This is a genomic window from Microbulbifer maximicatervae (SeqCode) (assembly GCF_052467385.1).
In genome coordinates this window covers 1,576,664-1,596,212 of the sequence record NZ_CP174311.1, presented here as the reverse complement: position 1 = coordinate 1,596,212, position 19,549 = coordinate 1,576,664, and the positions used below count along the sequence as shown (strand labels likewise).

The following is a 19,549-nucleotide window of genomic DNA, read 5'->3' as shown; positions in this document are numbered from 1 at the left end:
CCTGACCTAGCATTATTGACTCTAGGTCAAGCGTCCTAGACTCTGTAATGCTAGTTAAAGAGGAAGTACAGCATGGCAAATCTATTTCAATCCTTCGATTTATCAGGTCTTCGACTTACAAACCGCATGGTTATGGCGCCGATGACGCGAAATCGAGCGGACAAAAATGGAGTCGTAACACCCATGATGGTTACGCACTACCAACAGCGGGCAAGCGCTGGCCTAATTATCGCTGAATCATCTCCTATCTCTACGCAAGGTGTGGGATACCCTTACACGCCAGGTATATACACCGCTGATCAAGTTGATGGTTGGAGGAAGTTAACCCATGCAGTACATCAAGCTGGTGGGAAAATTTTTATACAGCTGCAACATTGCGGGCGCATTTCCCATCCCGACCTACAACCAGATAAAAAGGCTCCCGTGAGCGCATCTGCAATTAAACCAATTGGGCAAGCAGTTACCTACGAGGGACATAAGGACTTTGCTCTTCCTCGTGCACTAGAAACTAGTGAGATTCCAAAAATCGTGGAGCAATTTGGCTTTGCTGCACAAATGGCTAAAGAGGCCGGCTTTGATGGAGTTGAAGTTCACGGCGCTAACGGGTATCTGATTGATCAATTTCTGCGTGACGGGACTAATCATCGCAACGACCTCTATGGTGGAAATATAGAGAATCGCATGCGTCTTTTAAACGAAATAATTGATTCCGTGATGGAAACTTGGCCTTCAAACCATATAGGCGTGCGTCTAACACCAGAGAATAGTTTTAACTCAATGTCTGACTCTAACCCACAAGAAAATTTCGAGTATGTTTTAGAGCAGCTAAGTAACCGGAATATTGCCTACGTTCATATTCTGGAAGGCGATATGATGAAAAAAGAGAGAACCGTAAATTATCCAGCTTTACGCGAATGCTTTAAGGGTGTGTATATCGCGAATAATGGCTATAATCTCGAACTGGCCCAAAAATCCCTGAAAAGTAATAATGCCGATCTAATTGCATTTGGAACACCATTTTTAGCCAACCCTGATTTAGTTTACCGACTAAAACAAGGCATATCACTCAATCAAGCCGATCACTCAACTTTTTACGGTGGAGATGAAAAAGGCTACACTGACTACCCATTTGCCTCTACCCAAATAGAAAATCAGTAAAGTAATCGATATGGAAAAACTAGACACTCGCGAGCGAATCATCGCAATAGCAGATGACTTATTTTATCAACAGGGTTTTGAGCATACCTCATTCAAGGATATCGCTAATCTTTTAAATATTTCTCGCGGAAACTTCTACCACCATTTCAAGACTAAAGATCAAATTCTATCTGGTGTTATAGAGAGAAGATTGCAAAAAACCCAAGCAATGCTTGAAGATTGGGATGCACAAGGAAATACATCTGAGCAACGGATAAAATGTTATATCCGTATTGTCATTACCAACTGGGATAAGATCAGAGATTTCGGCTGTCCCGTAGGTACTCTATCCAATGAACTTGCCAAGTTGAACCATGTAGGGCGAGAGGATGCCAATAAAATATTCAGTCTGTTTCGGGAATGGCTAAAAACACAATTTACACAACTAAATCCCAATACTGATGCTGATAAACTAGCTCTACAGGTTCTCTCTTGGAGCCAGGGTGTTGCAACCTTAACAAATGCTTTTCAGGACAAGGACTATGTTGAGTACGAAGTCAATAAAATGTGCTCTTGGGTTGACACATACAAGACGAAAGCTTAGCGCTATTTACAAGGAACTGTAAGTATATGTTTGTTATTTTGTTAAAATTTTCAGAAAAAAAATCACAAGCAGCAAAATATATGACTGGCCACAGAGAGTGGTTACAGAGAGGCTTCGATGATGGAGTTTTTATACTGTCTGGAAGTATAAAACCTGGAATTGGTGGAGGTATCCTAGCATTTAACGCCACTTATGAAGAATTGCTAATACGCATTGAACAAGACCCTTTCGTATCTGAAAAAGTGGTTAGTGCCGATGTCATAGAAATTGATTCATCCAAGGCTAGTCCGCAGCTTGAATTTTTATTAGACCCAGAGACAAACGGTTAGGTAATTAGTATGGCCGCGCAACTTATTCAAAGTCATGATGGTAAATACCGTTGCAACTGGTGCGCTTCTGCACCAGATTTCCTGGAGTACCATGACAGAGAATGGGGCTTTCCAGTTAGTGACGATTTTCGCCTATTTGAAAAGCTATGCCTGGAAGGTTTTCAGTCTGGTTTAAGCTGGCGTACAATTCTTGCCAAAAGAGAAAACTTTCGGGAAGCTTTTTATGGATTTAACTTTAATAAAGTAGCCAGTTTTACCAATACAAATGTGGAAAAACTGCTATTAAATGGGGGAATAGTCCGACACCGAGGTAAAATCGAAGCCGTTATTAATAATGCCAAATGTGCCAGGGAAATCGTAAAGAAAGAAGGATCTCTTGCATCATTTCTCTGGAGATACGAACCTAAAAAAGAGATGCTTGGCAAGCCTCAGTCCATGTCTACCTCAAATGAATCGATCATATTATCGAAAGATTTGAAAAAGTTAGGCTGGAAATTTGTAGGGCCTACAACTGTCTATGCCTTTATGCAAGCAATGGGATTAATTAATGACCATCTAGAGGGATGTGTCACGCGATCTAAGATAGAGAGTGCAAGAAATAAGTTTGTAAAACCCTAATGCTTAACTAGAACTAATCCGCACGATCATAGGTAATCTATAAAAGGGTAGAGCTTGATAGGGGATGCACCCAAGGTAAAAGATATTACCTCTGATACATCCCCAATCTTACTCACCAAGCTGCTCACATATAAAATTGTATAGTAATTTTAATCGATAGGAGGACATACGGTCCCCAGGCCTAAGTGAATAAAGGTTTAGCTCAGCAGTTTGGAAGCCTGTCAAAATCGGAACTAATCGCCCCTCTCTAAGGTCATCATCAATAATAAAATGGGGGATCAGTGCAATGCCCTTCCCCTCTAATAAAGCACAATGGAGTAATTTACTGTTATTAGAAGTCAACCTAGGTTCCAGATAAATATCGAGCCATTTACCTTTATCTTTAAACTGCCACACACTGGGTTTACCCGGTAAGGTATATACCAAACAGTGATGGTCACTTAACTCACGGGGGTGGCCTGGCTCCCCATATTTTTTAAGGTACTCAGGCGCAGCACAGGCAACTCGATGGTAACTGGTAATTTTTCGGCACAACAAGGCGCTATCAGCTAGTTCATTAGTTAGCCGTAGCACAAGATCAAACTTCTCTTCTAACACATTCACATAATGATCTCCCATTTGAATATCTAGAAGGATTTCCGGGTACCGATCCATAAACATATTCAAAATGGAACCGAACTTGGATAACCCCCAAGACATCGGGACGCCAATCCGTAACTTTCCTCTAGGGCTATCATTGGATTCACATAAGTCATCCTCTAAAGCATCCCACTTGCTGAGCACTTCAAGTGCCCGCATGTAACACCGTTCCCCGGAGCTAGTCACCTGCATATGCCGAGTACTGCGGCGCAAAAGCGTGGTTCCCAGGCGAGATTCCAACCTCTCTACCGACTTAGAAACCCAAGCTGCAGATACACCTAAACGATTTGCAGCAGTAGTAAAGCTTCCACACTCCACGACCGCACTGAAAACCCTCAAGCTCTCTAATTGATTAATTCCTGCCATATTCAATAAATAGTTGAAACTGTAATTACCTAATGTCTGATTTACACAACAATTCGTTAATTGTCAAAATATAAAAAATCTTAATAGGTAAGAAATATTTATGGCTACCAAATATCACAATCTATTCAACACCGTTGAAATCGGAAACTTACGTATTCCTAACAGGCTCGCAGTCGCACCGATGACACGGGTCAGCGCCGGGCTGGATGGTCGCGTTGGTCCACTGATGGAGGAGTACTATGAGGGATTTGCCCATGGAGGGTTTGGGCTGATTATTACCGAGGGATTACATACTGACAGACTTTATAGTCAGGGTTACAAGTATCAACCTGGTATGGCCTGCCACGATCATGCACAGAGCTGGAAGCCGATTATCTCAAGAGTTCATAGGCAAGGAGCCCGGATATATGCCCAATTGATGCATGCCGGCGCCCTTTCGCAATATAACTCTTATACCAATCAAAATGCTGGCCCCTCTATGGTTCGTCCCCAGGGAAGTCAAATGCCCTTCTACTATGGAGAAGGCCCCTATCCCATGCCGGAAGCCATGACACAGCGAGATATTGCAATGGTTGTTGAGGGCTTCGCTCAGGCTGCCCGCCTGGCACAACTTGCCGGCTTTGACGGTGTTGAGATACACGGTGCCAATGGCTACTTGTTAGACCAATTTTTAACCACCTATACCAACAAACGAAAAGACTGTTATGGAGGAGTACTCACTAACCGTTTACGTATTTACAAGGAAACACTTGAATCAGTAAGGACAGCGGTCGGAAAGGACTTTGTAGTGGGCGTTCGTTTCTCTCAGAAAAAAGTGAACGATACCAGCTATATTTGGCCCGAAGGCGAAGCTGGAGCTGCCGAAGTTTTCGAGCTAATGAAGCAATGTGGTGCCGACTATATTCATACCACCGAACCAAAAATAGACACTCCCGCCTTTGAAAACAGTAACTCATTAGCATGTCTGGCAAGGAAATATAGTACTCTACCGGTTATTGCCAACGGCGGAATTACAGACCCAAAACTCGCAGCTCAGGTCCTAGAAAACAATGAAGCAGATATTATCTCGCTTGGTAAAACGGCCCTGGCCAATCAGGACTGGCCAAATACCATAAAACAAAATCAGACTCCAAAGAACTTTACTTTTGATATGCTTTCACCCCATGCGACACTGGAATGTGCTCGCGATTATTTTCGAAGAAACAGCTAAATAGTTACCTGAAGACGGCGGAGGAATTTAATTACCCTTCCCCTCCTTGTAGACCAGACAATGGCTCTAAGCGAGTGAAGGGTAATCTTAAAATTAGCAACTTTAGCTTTCTGACACCTTAAATTGATTAGTTTTTATTATGGAAAATATCTAATGTTTTCAGAGATAGCTCTATCAAGTCAGCCGTTTGATCACTATCTACATTCTTGACAACACTTATAGAGCGGGCATGATCAGGACAAAGCATTAGCATGGTACTTCCGCCAACTCCTTCACCGCTCATCAATTTAATGTTTGGATGCTCCTCGATAACTCTAATCAGCTCCGCATCCTCCTCCGGATCATACCAATTGCTTAAACTGATAAAGTCAACAATCCAACCAATACCGTAGCTAACCTCCTCACCACTTGTTAGAGTTCCTGGGCTAAAAAGCTCAGAAAGCGATTCATCACTCAGATAGCCGCTATCAAGATGTGACATAGCAAACCTAACCAGGTCACTTGGTGTAGAGAGCATACCTCCGCCAGCATATTTATAGCTACTATTTACTTCTGGAGAGTTGATTAGACTTCCTCCCCAGTAAGAATAAGCTCTTTGCCTGTGGGAAATTATGGGAGAGTTTTCATCAAAAGTACTATTTTTGAGGTTCAAAGGATCAAATACTTCCTCTTGAACTAGCTTCTTAAATTCAGTTCCTGATGCAGACTCCATTGCGGCAGCGAGCAATGTCCAAGCATAGGTCGAGTAATTAGAGTCTGTCCCGGGGTAGAAAAGTAAATCGTCATCCTTAAAAAGGTCTAACGCATCTATCGTGGAACTATATTCCACATTGTAAAGAAATTCTCCCAAAGATTGGTAGTGGCGAATGCCGGAAGTATGATTTGTTATCTGTCTTAAACTAATATCAGCGTGTGAATCAGGCCAAGCTTCTACCATCGAAGAGACATAGGTGTCCAACTCAATAATCCCCTGTTCTTTCAACCTCATGAGAGCAGCTGCAGTGATAACTTTCGAAACACTGGCGATTCTCAATTTGGTTTTTCTAGTCATTGGAACATGAGATTCGAGGTCAGCAAAACCATAACCTCTTGCCCATCGAACATGCCCATTTTCTCCTACAGCCACACTAATTCCAGGCACAGACTCCTCAGAAACCGCATTTACAAAAAGACTATCCAAGTCACCCGTATGCGCTACTGAACTTTCAGCCGGAAATACCGAACATAAAGAAAGTACAGCGCTTAAAGTTATACGTTTGTACATATTTTTAAATCCTTTTAATCTTCACACACCAAATAAAAACATTTACTAATTGACTTTATCACTCAAATATAACCCGGACAATTAAAAAATACCCATCAACTGCACTAGTTAGCTTTAAACACTCTACTCAATAATTGATATATAGGAGGTTTTACAAGAACACACATAAACAGACTTTTAATTTAAGGGATATCATTCTCCATCCATAAACAAGTAGTCGTTGGCGAAATTCGAAAGTACTACGTGACTGCAACCTGTGACAATATCTTTATCCGATCAAGATTAGAGAAACTTCAACATCCGGCACAACAATAATACTCAGAATTAAGCTATCTTTTTAATTTATATCTAAATAACTTCAGCAATTACTTTTTCTTCAACTTCCGTTACTCCACACTTACTCAGACAACATTACCTGGAGTTAGGGCATTCAAATTCCGCTTCTCCAATACCCTAAAACAGATAAGTAATGACTAAAGTTATCGCTCCAAAACTGAAACCCAAAAAACACTCTTTATCTTCTGATAGTTTTCTGTAAATATTCATACTAGTCTTTATCCATATAGAGAATAATAATGAAGGATTATGTGATTATTGGTGGTGGTCATAACGGCCTGGTCTGCGCTTGTTATTTAGCAAAAGCAGGAAAAAAAGTAACGATCCTTGAACGCCGGTCTATAGTCGGGGGGGCAGCAGTAACTGAAGAGTTCTACCCAGGTTTTAGAAATTCTGTAGCAAGCTACACAGTAAGTTTGCTCAACCCGAAAATCATCGAAGATCTCAATCTCCGTGAACATGGCTTGGAAATCAAGTTACGGCCACAAGCTAACTTCTTTCCACTTTCAAATAGTCAAAGTCTCTCTTTCCATAAAAATATCTTGGATACACAAGCTGAGATTGCACATTTCTCAGAAAAGGACGCAGCCACCTTACCTGACTTTTATGCCATGTTGGAAACCGTTGCAGATATTTTGCGCGACGAATTACTCCGCTCCCCCCCTAATGTGGGCGGTGGCTTTGTGGATTTAGTTCGTGCTGGGGGCTTTGGCTTAAGAGCGAAAAAGTTGAGTATGTCATCTCGTCGCGATGCACTTGACCTGTTCACCAAGAGTGCTTCAAGTGTACTGGATGCCTGGTTTGAAAATGACCATGTCAAAGCTGCATTTGCTTTCGACTCTATAGTCGGAAATTATGCAGCTCCCAGCACTCCTGGCTCTGCCTACGTGCTGTTGCACCATGTATTTGGCGAGGCTAACGGTGATAAAGGCGCTTGGGGACATGCTATGGGCGGTATGGGCGCTATCACTCAAGCCATGCGAAAAGAAGCTGAGCGCCTTGGGGTCAATATTCGTACAGATGCTGAAGTCAAAGAAGTTCTGGTAGACCGCAGTCGTGCCAACGGCGTACGACTTAGCAGTGGAAAAACTATTACGGCCGACAAAGTAATCGCCAATGTTGGTCCCAAGCTGCTTTACTCCCGGATGATTGACGAACAACACCTAGAGCCAGAGTTCCGCCGCCGCGTACGTGGATTCAGGGTGGGTTCCGGTACTTTCCGTATGAATGTGGCGCTGTCTGAACTCCCAGACTTCATCTGTAAGCCTGGAACTCACCTACAACAGCATCATCAATCTGGGATAGTCATTGGTCCAACAATGACCTACTTGGAGCAGGCGTTTGTCGATGCAACTCAATACGGCTGGTCAACACACCCCATTGTAGAAATATTGATCCCCTCCACCATCGATCCTACTCTTGCTCCAGAAGGCAAACATGTCGCCAGCCTATTTTGCCAGCAATTCGCTCCAGAACTTCCGCAAGGAAAAAGCTGGGACGACTATCGTGACCAAGCTGCAAAAACAATTATCGATACCGTCACTAACTATGCCCCCAATTTTCGTGATGCGGTAATCGCCCAACAAATTCACTCACCGCTAGATTTAGAGCGCAAATTTGGCCTCATGGGAGGTGATATATTCCATGGTGCCCTAGGACTGGACCAACTATGGAGTAATCGCCCCTTTATGGGCTTTGCAGATTACCGCACGCCGATACAGGATCTGTATCTCTGTGGCTCGGGTAGCCACCCGGGAGGCGGAGTTACTGGAGTACCTGGGCATAATGCTGCTATGGAGATTCTCAGAGATAGATAAGAGTGGCCTGCAGTATGCGGGCCCTTTATCGCTTTACTACCAGTTAGCTTTGATTCCAACTAGTAGCTCTAAAGATTCTGCTATTTTAAATAGTTGGAACACCTATTTCGAACACTTCACAGATTCCTCTGACGCTACAAAATATATGAGTGCCAAACAGTTATTTCCTTTGAGGATGATTGAATATCTAGTGCCCAGCGCCACAAAAACCTTTATTTTGATTATCGCCCTCTACCATTTATAGCCATCAAGGTTCTTCACGATTTTAACGGGTATCTGCCGCCGCAGCTGATTTAGAAAATAGCACTTCTATAGCAGTTTATTTATCTTGTTGGCTCCTACACTTATGACCTCTATACCTCCTACATAAACATTCCATATTTAAATAATAACCAAGATCATATGCAGCCATAAGCTGAGCAAGTGATAATCTTCAGCTGTGAGAAATATTGGATAAATGACATAGACTTCACTATGAACCAATTAATTTAATATTCGCATACTAAAAAATCTTAGCTTATTCACTCAATACTTTAACAAATATTAGCAACCACAAAACCCTCAACACCTAAAGCAATTAATATAATCTTTTAGACAAATATTTTCTGCTTTCCCTCGCATAAAAACTGGCGCCGGTTATTTTCTAATTAACTATCATCGAGTTGTAAACATGTACGATGGTACTATATTATGCGCCCGCACATAAATTAAGTGCGAAAACAAAAATGGCTGTACCACTACTTAAAACCTATTAATTTAGAGGGATCAGATATGAACAGAAGTCATATTTTTCTTTCATTGGTAGTGCTCTCAGGGGCATCCCATGCAGCCCCCCTTTACAACTTTGTTGAGATAGACCAAACCGCAAGTTTTATAAGCGGTCATAATGTTGCAAAACAACCGGTAGTCAATGATGCCGCGGTAAGAAAAGAATATACGTTAATGGAACGCACCGCTTCTTTAAGTGCTGTTTCGGTTACTCCAGACGGTAGGCAATATACTGCAGAAGTAGATCAAGAATCCTTATCGCTATTGGAGCAAGCGATCGCAATTATTGAATCTCATGGTTTGGATTCAAGGATTTTTTCATCAAAAGGACAGGCGCCCACCATGTTTCGTGGTGAGGAACAACTGCTCCCCACAGTTGTAATTGGTACTGACGATAGAGTTCAAATTACTAATACCGTGCAAAATCCTCACTGGTACAATGGCCGCATTGATGTAGGCTGTACCGGTACATTGATTACCGCAAAGCATGTGCTAACGGCAGGACATTGTGTTTCTGATGGCTCCGGCAACTGGTATAGTTCTCTTGATTTTACAGTGGCTCAATCTGGTAATTATGAGCCCTGGGGGAGTGAATCCTGGACAAATGCTGTGACTACCAGAGCTTGGCATAATAATTCAGATACGAACTATGACTATGCAATTATTGTGTTAGCGGAACCACCACACAATGGATATTCCGGATGGGGTGTCTATTCTGGCGGCACTCATAGTGTTACTGGATACCCAGGAGATAAGCCATTTGCTACTATGTGGACAGATTCCGGTAGCACGTCTTCAAGTACATACAGAGTGTGTTACACATTAGATACAGCTGGCGGTCAGAGTGGCAGTGGGATTAAAGACACGTCCAACAGTGTTCGCGGAATCCACACAACTGGATCATCCTCGCAAAACTGTGGAACGCGTATAACCAGCTCCGTCTATAACACTTTGCAGGATTGGATTGAGAATTACCCATAAAGTAAAATTACCTCACCCAAATTTAGGATATGGCGCCCTTGGGCGCCTTTTTTAAAAGTATGAGAACGCTAATTTCTTTAATATTTTTTCTAAGTGCATGTGGAATGATGGCAGATGATGAACCCGAATGGCAGCGAATAATGGTGAGAGGCAGCCTAAATACACCTGATCCAGTTTTACAGGAAGTGCAGCGTCTGGAAGAATTAGGAAAGGTAAAAGATGTAGTTATTCTTGAGTCCTATCCATTACAGATATGGTTTAGTTCCGATTTTGAGACAGCTGAGAAGCTGAAGTCCCTGTCAAATAAATATAGTTCATCTCGCTAGCTTTCTCTTTACCTACGCGCGAATGATAATTTTTTATAGGTTCGTGCTAATAGTAGAAGCCCGCCACAGCAGATTATAACTCCGAAACACCGAAATTAATCTAACGACCTTTCCTCCTTGTTATTCTAGTTCAGATTTTTTTCGACCATAGCAATGCTCCACGAATCAAGGAATAATGAGCTTTAAGCAGAAATCTACTCCTCAGCTAGTAATAGGTGCATATGCAAGCTCGAAACACTAACCCGAGATCGTCCGGTCAAATGGTAGTCCCTACCGGTTGCCATAGTTCTTCTAGGAGGGATAGTGGTGAAGCCGCGCAACTGACACAGGCCCCACCACTCTCATTTCCCTAATCTCCAAATGCCGAGATAACAACATCTTTATCTTGGTCATCACTCCAAAGCAGATAAGATCGATTTTTACGAATGTCAACGATTACGAAGATAAAATGATCGATGCCTTTCCTTTTCTTTATCTCGCCCATAGCAGATTTCAGCTCGTATCTCCTATTAATCAACGGCATTTCCTTACATCTTAACCGGGTTAAGATCTACCAATGCTTATACGCTTCATGTAACTGACACCTTTCGCCAATTCTGAAATATCTTGAATAATTCATTCTGTGAGGAGCTTGGTGTTATAATTCAGGTGTCGTGATAATAACAAGGTGTAAAAATGGCAAAGTATATTTATCTCCCCGTAAACAGTGAAGAAATGCTAGAGTTTGCGGAGAATATGGCGAGCGCATGGAGTATTCCGAAGAACCATATTCTTGCCAACAAGGTGACATCCGGTATTGGTAAGTCTATGTACCGATGGATTGATAAATGTCTTAGTAGCCTAAAGTCTGGTGATACTCTTTATATTGTTTCTCATGGTACCGGCGCTGGCGATGGTGAGCAAATTGGTGCTCAACGCAATAACGGTAAGAATAAACAAACAAAAGTTTTCGAGAGGGGCGTAGAGTCGTGGCAGGGTGGAGAGTGGAAAACCTACACTCCCACGCAACTAGCAGCTACTTTGGTTAAAGAAGGTTTGCCTGGTAGTTTTGTAGACCTGCATCTCTGTGCTTGCGGGTCAGGTTATGACGGTGAGAGGCTAAGGCCCTGGGCACAGCGTTTACGTGAGGCGATGGCTACTACCCATAAAAGCCTAGAGGTTACTGGGTACCTTGGTTGGTTTGACGCTACTGGTAGCTCTGTCAAAATTAAGGTTAATACCAAGTATTATGATTTGAATGAGCGTGCAGTGACTTTTTCTTGATGGTTATCGATTTAAGAGTAGTATAAGCATCTACTAGAATACTCAAAATTCTCTGCGAGCTAGAAAGCGAATCGCCAACTGTGGTCGTGTCAGACTCTAATATTGAATCGGGCACGTCCAAGGTTCGGGGCATTAAATCTTATTATTTAAGACAAATTCTGGCATATCATTTTTTGATTCATAAATGTAATGCGGCTCACAATTACAAACTTAAATCAAATTCCCCTCAAAGAGTTATACTTTGAAGATTATTAGGTATTGCAATGATATCCCTCCCCCCCCTTTGGCTTCCGCTTTAAGCACTTGACAGGCTGAGTTGAACTGATACAGCTGATTGAGATATAGCAATATACGGGGTATGGGCCTGTTAAGTTTTTTTACCTTCCATGACCCTACTAGCTAGCGGCCAGAGCGCAGCCTCAGCCGTCCGAAGGGAAGTAGCAACGTACCTGTGATTGTTAGCTGCCTTTGCGTAGTTACTCATTATATATTTCCTGTATCTCAGCATAGCCAATTACTCTTGAGCCTTCTCGAACCTGTAGATTGGCACCTACCTCTAGGCATTTTGGGTATGCTTATAGTGTAATGAGGACGTTATCATTCCCCAGCCTACTAATATTGACTTACTATCTAATCTTTCAAACTTCATACATATAACGACTTAGTCAGCAGTATTTTGGTTCTATTAGAACTTTAACGTAAGGTGGCGCAGCCATGACAAAACGGATTGTAGACCAAAACATCAACTGCGATAAATTATTGTGTATTTTTAGCTCTTCGCTCAATTATCTCTTTTAAGTTCCACACATTGACATATTTTACCCCGGCAGAATCACCAGTCTCAACCCAATACCGCCCACTAGGCCATTCGAAAACATCTCCGCGTTTTACAACCACTGGCTCCGTATTAGAAAATGTTAATTCACAGCTACCAGATATAATAAAGCATAAGCAATTTTCAGAAGAGCCTGAAAATTTTCTACCAGCATCATACTCGTACGGACTCACGCGAAACTCTCTTTTGCCTGGGTACAAGGTACGAATTTCTTCAATGTTCTCTTTATAGACGTAACTTACAGGAAATTTTCGTATATTAATACTCATTGCTCATCTACCACACATAGCGTCAGGTACAGCGGCCATGACAAGCGAAGCTTGACGGGGTCCGCTGGAAGCAGAAATGTGCTGCAACCTTTGTTATTTATTTTCACCTATTTTCTTTATAAAAATTATTTTACTTTGCAGAGGGGTTCCTTTATTTTCATACCCACACACTTGGTAGCCGTGAGATATAAGAAGATGCAACATTGAAGGAAATCTATTCATCGATTTAATGCTAATAAACTGAAATCCTTTGTTCATCACCCACCGCTCTTGGAGCTCAAGTAGAGACTTTCCTATACCTCGGCCCCGGTAATCTGGGTGGACTGCAACAGACCAACTATAAAACTCCGTTTCGGATACTTTATAACCAATTTTGTAGCCTACTTTCCTATTACCAACTGAAGCTACCAGTAATAGGTAAAGGCGCCCCTCTAATCTTTGTTCTATTTTATCTTTACTATTTTTAGTGTCGAACTCTGGAATCTCAGAATTGATCTGTATGACATCTTCTATCGTGCCTTCGCTGAAGGAAATGTTCATGTCGCCACCTAGGTTTATACATAATGTTCGGCTCTGCGTTAACCAAAAGCGAAGGCTGCTTTTGGCTGGAACTTTTACACCTGACAGCATCCGATTGTTAGGGCCGCTGATTTCTTAGCTCAATTTCACCAAATATCATATAAACAAGAGGTCCACCCGCATCAGCCCTGTAAGCTCCATTTGCTTCAGCCAAACGGCTGGCAACGGCTGAAAATTCCCATGCTTGATCTTCGGAAACATGGACCTTTCTTGAGGTAAAGAGCTTTACTCCGTGCTTTTCACCATACTCTTTAACTAAACGTGAATGTTGCTGAAGAGGTTTTAGCACTGAAGGGTGATCCCACCCCCATAGAAAGCTTCTATCCTTCGGATTGTAAGTACCTATTATTTGAACTGGAGCTACAGCGATCCGACCATCCTCAAGCGACCAAAATATAATGCCTTTGTCTTGGTCGACATTCCATGTTTTAGCAGAGCCCAGACCCCATGTCTTATCGTGAGCATCAGTTTGAATTCTTAAACCTTCAATGCTCCCTTCAATAAACTTTTCGACCTCCACGGAGTAATCTCCAGCATGCGTGTTAGTTGATATGAATAGTACAAATATAACTGATACTAAATTTTTCATAACTCTCTGATACTTGATTGCCTTAACGACTGGTTTTTGAGCTGAATTAGAGCAGCGAAAGGATTGTGATTGTCAAACGCAGAGCTAAGCAAGAATCCCAGAACTGAAAACCCAATAGTAAATTGGACCGCAAACAGCCCACCCTGCGACTACAAATTTGAAAAAACTATCCCGCCTTGGCGCTCCTATACTTGCAAGGCCCGTAAGATCTTTCTCTTGAATTGGTTTTATAAGTCTGTAGGTTTTTACCAGCAGCCATCCAACCAGAAGTGGAAGTAATGTCAATAGAATGATAGTGCCGATTGTAAGTAAAGCTTCAGGCGATGATTTTCTCATTTATCTTATCAACTATTTAGAGTATTGGGGATAAATATACCGAGCGCACGCCAGTGCGTCCGGTGCTTTTACTAGTTAGGCATAGTACTGAATCGCCTACCAAAAGGCGGCAGTAGCTACCATACCCACATAACACATGAAAACAGCAGGCCTATGACATGTACATAGCTGGACAAGCTTGTCCGGCCTGATTATGTGTAGCTTTGTTATCCATGGCTTCTAGTCTTCAACATAGATTCAAATAAAAGTATGAAAAAAGCGCCACTTATAACTGGTAAAATTATTCCGAAAATGAAAAAAATAGCAGCCAATGAGCGACTACCTGCCTTATAGCGTCTATAGCCCTCTATGAACGGATACAAGAGGAATCCTATCAGTACGCTATATATGATGAACTCCGGAACCCTCAGTAAAGCTCCGCCCCCTAACCTTTCCAGGCCGAGGAGGTAGATTACCGGATAAAGAAGACCGGCCAGTACAAAAATAACTAAAAGATAAAGCCACTTACTCAAAATTCATACCTCTTTATTGGAGCATATAACACTAAGCCTGTGTTTTATACACATATTTTAAGCTTACTCAATGCCTCTACACCGCAGCACTAGCTACATGTAGCCCTAAAAGTTGCATAGATTATATCCAATAGTACCGTTTGCAGAGCTGAGGACCGTAAAAACCTATAACAAATATTGGATTCGCTCTGATCTAGTACGGTTATAGGACAAATAAGACCCTCTATCTCACCCTGCCTTACTCCAGAATTGGCTCTGAATTGAGTAAGGTAATATTTCTTCTACTAGTTTAGAGTATAACCATGGGTCCGATACGAAACAAAAATACTTGTGTATAAAACTTAGCACTAAGCTTAGGGGCGGGCCACGCAGTGAGCCGCCCCAGCAGCCAAAGGCTGTGACAACAGTGCCTTGTTATGTATTTATACGCGTCTTTATTGATTTGTAGGTAAATATCACTGCACTGAGAGCAATACTGTAAATAAACGAGAAAACACCAAACACTATTACCCCGGTTATTAAACCACCCTCAAATTCAACGTTTAGGACAAATACGCTAATGATAGCCAAAACTAAACATATGAACGTGGCAAGATACGGATTGATAGAAAAGATATTTGGCCAGAACCTCTTGCATAAAGCCCAGATCAGCAATGACGGACCTAGAAACACTATCTGTAGGATGATGCCAATCGCTAAGAACATTAATTCTATCAACCTCTACCTAGATATTTAACAACTACACGGGGGCTGCTGCGTAGTGTAGGCAGTCCCACGAAGGGCCAAAGCCCCTTAACAACCTGCTTGTATTTGTTAACTTTGACCATATTCCGATAACAGCTCTAGAGCTATAAAAGCAGGCTTTTTCCCAATGCCTTTAGAATGAGCAGACACTTCAGGGTGAACCCTAGACCAATCATCAATTTCCAATAACTCTTTATTGGCTCGATCTGTCATTACATCAAACTCGTAGAACTCTTTTTTCTTCGTTAGCCATGTGCCCATCCATTGAGTTCCATACTGCTCAAAAATATCGGAACAATTCAATAGAATTCCCTCATTCGCGGACATCCCCTTTTGGGATAACAGCAAGCTTAACCATGGGTACATACTTTCATCATTTATAAATTTGTCCGCGCACTCTTTCATTTCAAGGAACGAGAGTTCATTTTGTTGTTCAGTATTCTTGTTTCGAATTCGGCGAAGCTGTTCGATATTCATGATAAAGTTAACACTCTAAAACCGGCAGCCGGAGCGCAGACTCTCCGGCACGCGTCCTTCGCGCGTAAAGTTAATTAGTTTGTTATGAATTTCCCTCACGCAGCTCCCCGATAAAACTATCTACTAATGACTTGCGAACCGACATTGGCCAGCTCACTGAAAATGTAAAGGGTATTCGCCAGGTAACCAGAAAGCAGGTGACATATTCATCTTTACGCTTTATAAGTACTAATTTTCTATTCAAAGAATAGCTGGCGAAACACGATATTGGGTAGTTGGCCCATTGAATCGGATGTGAAAAAGAATGAATCTAACCTACTTTTTTTCGAAAGTTTAGTCTCTAGGACCTCAACCCACTGTTTTCCATTACTTCTGAATATAGCCATTGTGTTGTTTTTTGAAAGGACTTCAAACTCTACGTCCAAATTCAAAAAATTGAATGTATACCTCATACCATTTCTCATAACGCCCTGTTAAGTGGCCAAAGTAATCGTGGTAAAGTGAGCGAAAGCGAACCACGCTTACTTTGGCCCGCCACGACAGTTTGTTATGCTTGCGTTCATATTAATACTGGTAACACCCATAAAAATAAAATAAAACAGAAATTTACCGAACACAAAAGCCCCCTATAAGATGGCTTAAAACTCATTAGCTTCAGCTGATAAATTGAATGTAAGCTCCAAATTATAGAGTGAATAATAACCACCACAAACAGACTTGATATCGTCCAAAGTAACATTTCTACAGGATCAACTACAGCATCAGTTCTCGGCCAGTAATGACTATGATCATATAACCTCATGAGGCCATATACATAGACAAATGCAGTAACAACAAAACCTACAAAATATTTCATTAGGATTTAAAATTTTGGACTAGAAAGCATAACAGTTAATTCAAAAGAAGCTTCTTTATATCACCCTGCTTTATATTTCTACGCCCGATTTCCTTTCAAATCTCAATAAAATCAATAAGTTACCTTATTTTTGTGTAAATACGCAAGAATATATACAAAGCAGCGCCTTTATAATTCTGTATTTTCTCAGCTTTACATCACCTTTGGCACCCTTTAAGTATCAATGAGTTACTGAGTTTCAACTAGAAGTAGGTGCAGCTTCTGCTGGCTTTTGTTATTGAAAGTACAGCTGTACACTTCTCGATCAGCGCCAACTAATTTACATGGCCCAAAACTGATAATCTGAGGGTTATGGCTTGCTAGCCACTTGTGCCGTCTAAGCAACCCCATCACTGATATGTGTTTGCACGCGGTATGCTCCATATCATCAGGCATAGCCTCCCATCCAAGCTGTAAGCCTAAACTTCACTGTGTTGTAAACACTGGTCGATCCCCTCTTCCTTGACCTTATTGATATCCTGATTTTTGTCACACGGCGTCAACAGGTTCTCCGTTGCTACTATTCTTATACGTGGCGGTAACGATTCTGCGGGGCTGACTATACAGGTTCGGAAGAGCGTGACGAATTGAAATCTAGCGATGTGGAGGGACACCTTGTATGTTAGGCGAGGAACAGAAAAACCAAAGCACAGATTCCGCCAAAAGTGGAACCTCCTTTGCTGGCAGGTTGATTGATCACTGACTCAATACACAAGAGCTAGGGAGCATTGTTGGGAATATTCCTCCTTCATCAAAAGGCTAGGCATCTTCACTTAGCGTAGGCTCTGTCTTTAGCGCAATCCTGAAGGCTGCTTGAAGCAGCTGGTGGGCTCGGCAACATTCATCTGGAGGATCTGTGCATAGCAAGCCAAGCATTGAGTACACATCTTATGGTGCTGGCAAGGCTTGCCTACCCTCTCTTCCTCTCGGATAAGAGGGTCTGCTTGTTAAACACCTCCAAGACATCAGCACGGCCACTCCGAGTTCGCTAGCTAGTCGCCATTGGCATCCAAAAGGCATTCGAATCAGAGCGCGTATATCGCCTTACGGACAGAGGCGCAATGATTCTTCTTGGAATCCCGCTTTCAATTATTGGGTGCCTCAAGTTGCCCTACCCTCTTTAGGATATTCAGACATTCGCTTTCTGTTGCCTTTTGATCCGCACATAGATTTCTTCACGGTGGATGGGGAGTGATTTGGGTGCGCTTATGCCTATCTTCACTTGATTGCCTTTCACCTCCAGCACCGTGACTTGGACATTTGCTCCAATCCTTAGAAGTTCACCTGTCCGTCGCTTTAAGATCAACATACTTATTTCCTTCGATGGTCAAAGTTTGGGCGCTTCCGGGGTGGGGAAGCTTGGGCTTAACGTTTGGAGGAAATGTGGGGTGGCGCTCGGGGGCGGTAGGCAGAGAAAAGGAAAAGGCGGGCGCTAGGCTTCCAGAGCTTGGGAACAGGTCCCACGCCGCTGAATGTACTCCACTTTATTGAAGACGAGCGGGTTTCTAGCGTATTATCCATATAGCCATTTTGATAGTGCGATTATCAATTTGGTCAGCTGGCCCCGGGTGTTCCTAGCACCTTGGGTCAGCGCCTTTTACTTACTCTTAGGTCACGCTACCGTTCTCCTTTGAGGGATGGGTCTTTTAGAAAATTCTCGGCTCTCTCGAAGCTTTCAAAACTATTCAAACTTCTGGAGCATTTTTTATCGGCTCGCTCAATTACGACCAAAATACTAAAAATATCTATCGATTCTACGCAGCTTTGAGATTGAAACAAACTGAATAAATTCCAATAAGATTATTTTCGCGCCTATATTTTTAGTTGTTTTCGGCTGAGGAAATCTCAATCAACCATTGGAAAACTCAATTCACATTGAAATACACTCCATGCTTTTCTTAAAAGATAAAGAGCAACATTCTCAATTACATGGCTAACTAAAGGCAAAACCGGGGAATGTGAAAGTTCATTAATGATTTAATTGGTTCATTAGTTTTATACTCGTATCCGCACTCCTTTGTTAAATACTGGAAGAGCGGGATTTCGCTGTAGGGATAAATATTGAGCTCAACATGGAGTTACCACCTTGCAAGTCACCTCTCCACATTAGTGCTATTGCTTGGTTATTTTGGGTTAAAACCAACCGTATAAGTAGCCGCTGGTGAGGTCATTTGAAATTCCTGGCTTAGCTCTATTCTTACCAGTATTGGCAAGATATTGAAGACTCTGATTACACTTGTACTTAACAACGCATTCGCACGGTCGTATCTAGTGAGCAACCCAAAACTCTACTTTATTTATTGGTAGTGAGCGCTTGAAAGAACCTAAAGCACTTCCCTTTCCATTGGAGCACTATTTGGAGCCAGTGACTGGAGTGGCCGGTATTTAGATCCTTAAAAACTAGGTAGTATTTTCGGAATCACCCCTCCTATCCGAGATACTTGATACCTCACCTCTCCACTGGCTATGTAGCAACCATATTTTGAAAGCAGATTAAAGTTTGTAAGTGACTGCCAGTAGCTTCCTCTCAGCGTTCCTTATAATCTGGCCTACCCCCAAAATCAGCCTTCCCCAAAACCTGAACGTCAATTTCTGGTACTCCACTTCCCCTGCCTCTATGTCAAGGATGAAGCCCCTCAGTAAATCTAGAGGTTT

16 protein-coding genes are annotated in these 19,549 nt (G+C 42.2%); 9 read left to right on the top strand and 7 right to left on the bottom strand.

The annotated features are described in order from the left end of the window. Positions 1-72 precede the first annotated feature (72 nt). Genes ACJJIR_RS06985 through ACJJIR_RS06970 form a run of 4 tightly spaced genes read left to right on the top strand, consistent with a single transcriptional unit; the run spans position 73 to position 2,688 of the window. Positions 73-1,158: an alkene reductase gene (locus ACJJIR_RS06985; RefSeq protein ID WP_444907785.1), complete on the top strand. Its 1,086-nt coding sequence runs from the start codon at positions 73-75 to the stop codon at positions 1,156-1,158. A 10-nt stretch (positions 1,159-1,168) separates the two neighbouring features. Further along, complete coding sequence (locus ACJJIR_RS06980; protein ID WP_444907784.1) at positions 1,169-1,741, top strand: TetR/AcrR family transcriptional regulator; 573 nt, start codon at positions 1,169-1,171, stop codon at positions 1,739-1,741. Positions 1,742-1,767: 26 nt separating this feature from the next. Next, complete coding sequence (locus ACJJIR_RS06975; protein ID WP_444907783.1) at positions 1,768-2,070, top strand: YciI family protein; 303 nt, start codon at positions 1,768-1,770, stop codon at positions 2,068-2,070. A gap of 9 nt (positions 2,071-2,079) precedes the next feature. After that, positions 2,080-2,688 carry a DNA-3-methyladenine glycosylase I gene (locus ACJJIR_RS06970; RefSeq protein WP_444907782.1) on the top strand — a complete coding sequence of 203 codons (609 nt, stop codon included), beginning with the start codon at positions 2,080-2,082 and terminating at the stop codon, positions 2,686-2,688. A 108-nt stretch (positions 2,689-2,796) separates the two neighbouring features. On the opposite strand, the gene ACJJIR_RS06965 is transcribed toward ACJJIR_RS06970, so the two are convergent. Next, a complete protein-coding gene (locus ACJJIR_RS06965; RefSeq protein WP_444907781.1) occupies positions 2,797-3,693 on the bottom strand; it encodes a LysR family transcriptional regulator in 897 nt (298 codons plus the stop codon). Between the two features lie 100 nt (positions 3,694-3,793). Between ACJJIR_RS06965 and ACJJIR_RS06960 the strand changes: the two genes are divergently transcribed. Beyond that, positions 3,794-4,903 (top strand): oxidoreductase, encoded by a 1,110-nt coding sequence (locus ACJJIR_RS06960; RefSeq protein WP_444907780.1) that lies wholly within the window; start codon positions 3,794-3,796, stop codon positions 4,901-4,903. A gap of 127 nt (positions 4,904-5,030) precedes the next feature. On the opposite strand, the gene ACJJIR_RS06955 is transcribed toward ACJJIR_RS06960, so the two are convergent. Beyond that, on the bottom strand, positions 5,031-6,167 hold the full coding sequence (locus ACJJIR_RS06955) for a serine hydrolase domain-containing protein (RefSeq protein WP_444907779.1): 1,137 nt from the start codon (positions 6,165-6,167) through the stop codon (positions 5,031-5,033). A 575-nt stretch (positions 6,168-6,742) separates the two neighbouring features. On the opposite strand from ACJJIR_RS06955, the gene ACJJIR_RS06950 reads away from it, so the two are divergent. The 4 genes from ACJJIR_RS06950 (at position 6,743) to ACJJIR_RS06930 (ending at position 11,658) form a co-directional block, all read left to right on the top strand. Continuing rightward, positions 6,743-8,320, top strand: a complete 1,578-nt coding sequence (locus ACJJIR_RS06950) for a phytoene desaturase family protein (RefSeq protein WP_444907778.1) — start codon at positions 6,743-6,745, stop codon at positions 8,318-8,320. 771 nt (positions 8,321-9,091) lie between these two features. Continuing rightward, positions 9,092-10,069: a trypsin-like serine peptidase gene (locus ACJJIR_RS06945; protein ID WP_444907777.1), complete on the top strand. Its 978-nt coding sequence runs from the start codon at positions 9,092-9,094 to the stop codon at positions 10,067-10,069. Positions 10,070-10,173: 104 nt separating this feature from the next. Beyond that, on the top strand, positions 10,174-10,395 hold the full coding sequence (locus ACJJIR_RS06940) for a hypothetical protein (RefSeq protein WP_413662641.1): 222 nt from the start codon (positions 10,174-10,176) through the stop codon (positions 10,393-10,395). A gap of 675 nt (positions 10,396-11,070) precedes the next feature. Then, a complete protein-coding gene (locus ACJJIR_RS06930) occupies positions 11,071-11,658 on the top strand; it encodes a hypothetical protein (protein WP_413662643.1) in 588 nt (195 codons plus the stop codon). Positions 11,659-12,414: 756 nt separating this feature from the next. Here ACJJIR_RS06930 and ACJJIR_RS06925 read toward each other — a convergent pair. The 5 genes from ACJJIR_RS06925 to csrA form a co-directional block, all read right to left on the bottom strand. Beyond that, positions 12,415-12,762, bottom strand: coding sequence for a hypothetical protein (locus tag ACJJIR_RS06925; RefSeq protein ID WP_444907775.1), 348 nt, complete (start codon positions 12,760-12,762; stop codon positions 12,415-12,417). A gap of 93 nt (positions 12,763-12,855) precedes the next feature. Further along, positions 12,856-13,302, bottom strand: coding sequence for a GNAT family N-acetyltransferase (locus ACJJIR_RS06920; RefSeq protein ID WP_444907774.1), 447 nt, complete (start codon positions 13,300-13,302; stop codon positions 12,856-12,858). 97 nt (positions 13,303-13,399) lie between these two features. Beyond that, positions 13,400-13,930: a DUF6882 domain-containing protein gene (locus ACJJIR_RS06915; protein ID WP_444907773.1), complete on the bottom strand. Its 531-nt coding sequence runs from the start codon at positions 13,928-13,930 to the stop codon at positions 13,400-13,402. A 1,661-nt stretch (positions 13,931-15,591) separates the two neighbouring features. Next, positions 15,592-15,999 (bottom strand): hypothetical protein, encoded by a 408-nt coding sequence (locus ACJJIR_RS06910; protein WP_444907772.1) that lies wholly within the window; start codon positions 15,997-15,999, stop codon positions 15,592-15,594. A 2,024-nt stretch (positions 16,000-18,023) separates the two neighbouring features. After that, positions 18,024-18,203, bottom strand: coding sequence for a carbon storage regulator CsrA (gene csrA, locus ACJJIR_RS06905; protein WP_444907771.1), 180 nt, complete (start codon positions 18,201-18,203; stop codon positions 18,024-18,026). Positions 18,204-19,549: the final 1,346 nt, after the last annotated feature.

Coding starts and splice junctions, on each gene's coding strand:
- ACJJIR_RS06985 (WP_444907785.1), top strand. CDS start 73: ATGGCAAATCTATTTCAATCCTTCGATTTATCAGGTCTTCGACTTACA.
- ACJJIR_RS06980 (WP_444907784.1), top strand. CDS start 1,169: ATGGAAAAACTAGACACTCGCGAGCGAATCATCGCAATAGCAGATGAC.
- ACJJIR_RS06975 (WP_444907783.1), top strand. CDS start 1,768: ATGTTTGTTATTTTGTTAAAATTTTCAGAAAAAAAATCACAAGCAGCA.
- ACJJIR_RS06970 (WP_444907782.1), top strand. CDS start 2,080: ATGGCCGCGCAACTTATTCAAAGTCATGATGGTAAATACCGTTGCAAC.
- ACJJIR_RS06965 (WP_444907781.1), bottom strand. CDS start 3,693: ATGGCAGGAATTAATCAATTAGAGAGCTTGAGGGTTTTCAGTGCGGTC.
- ACJJIR_RS06960 (WP_444907780.1), top strand. CDS start 3,794: ATGGCTACCAAATATCACAATCTATTCAACACCGTTGAAATCGGAAAC.
- ACJJIR_RS06955 (WP_444907779.1), bottom strand. CDS start 6,167: ATGTACAAACGTATAACTTTAAGCGCTGTACTTTCTTTATGTTCGGTA.
- ACJJIR_RS06950 (WP_444907778.1), top strand. CDS start 6,743: ATGAAGGATTATGTGATTATTGGTGGTGGTCATAACGGCCTGGTCTGC.
- ACJJIR_RS06945 (WP_444907777.1), top strand. CDS start 9,092: ATGAACAGAAGTCATATTTTTCTTTCATTGGTAGTGCTCTCAGGGGCA.
- ACJJIR_RS06940 (WP_413662641.1), top strand. CDS start 10,174: ATGATGGCAGATGATGAACCCGAATGGCAGCGAATAATGGTGAGAGGC.
- ACJJIR_RS06930 (WP_413662643.1), top strand. CDS start 11,071: ATGGCAAAGTATATTTATCTCCCCGTAAACAGTGAAGAAATGCTAGAG.
- ACJJIR_RS06925 (WP_444907775.1), bottom strand. CDS start 12,762: ATGAGTATTAATATACGAAAATTTCCTGTAAGTTACGTCTATAAAGAG.
- ACJJIR_RS06920 (WP_444907774.1), bottom strand. CDS start 13,302: ATGAACATTTCCTTCAGCGAAGGCACGATAGAAGATGTCATACAGATC.
- ACJJIR_RS06915 (WP_444907773.1), bottom strand. CDS start 13,930: ATGAAAAATTTAGTATCAGTTATATTTGTACTATTCATATCAACTAAC.
- ACJJIR_RS06910 (WP_444907772.1), bottom strand. CDS start 15,999: ATGAATATCGAACAGCTTCGCCGAATTCGAAACAAGAATACTGAACAA.
- csrA (WP_444907771.1), bottom strand. CDS start 18,203: ATGTTGATCTTAAAGCGACGGACAGGTGAACTTCTAAGGATTGGAGCA.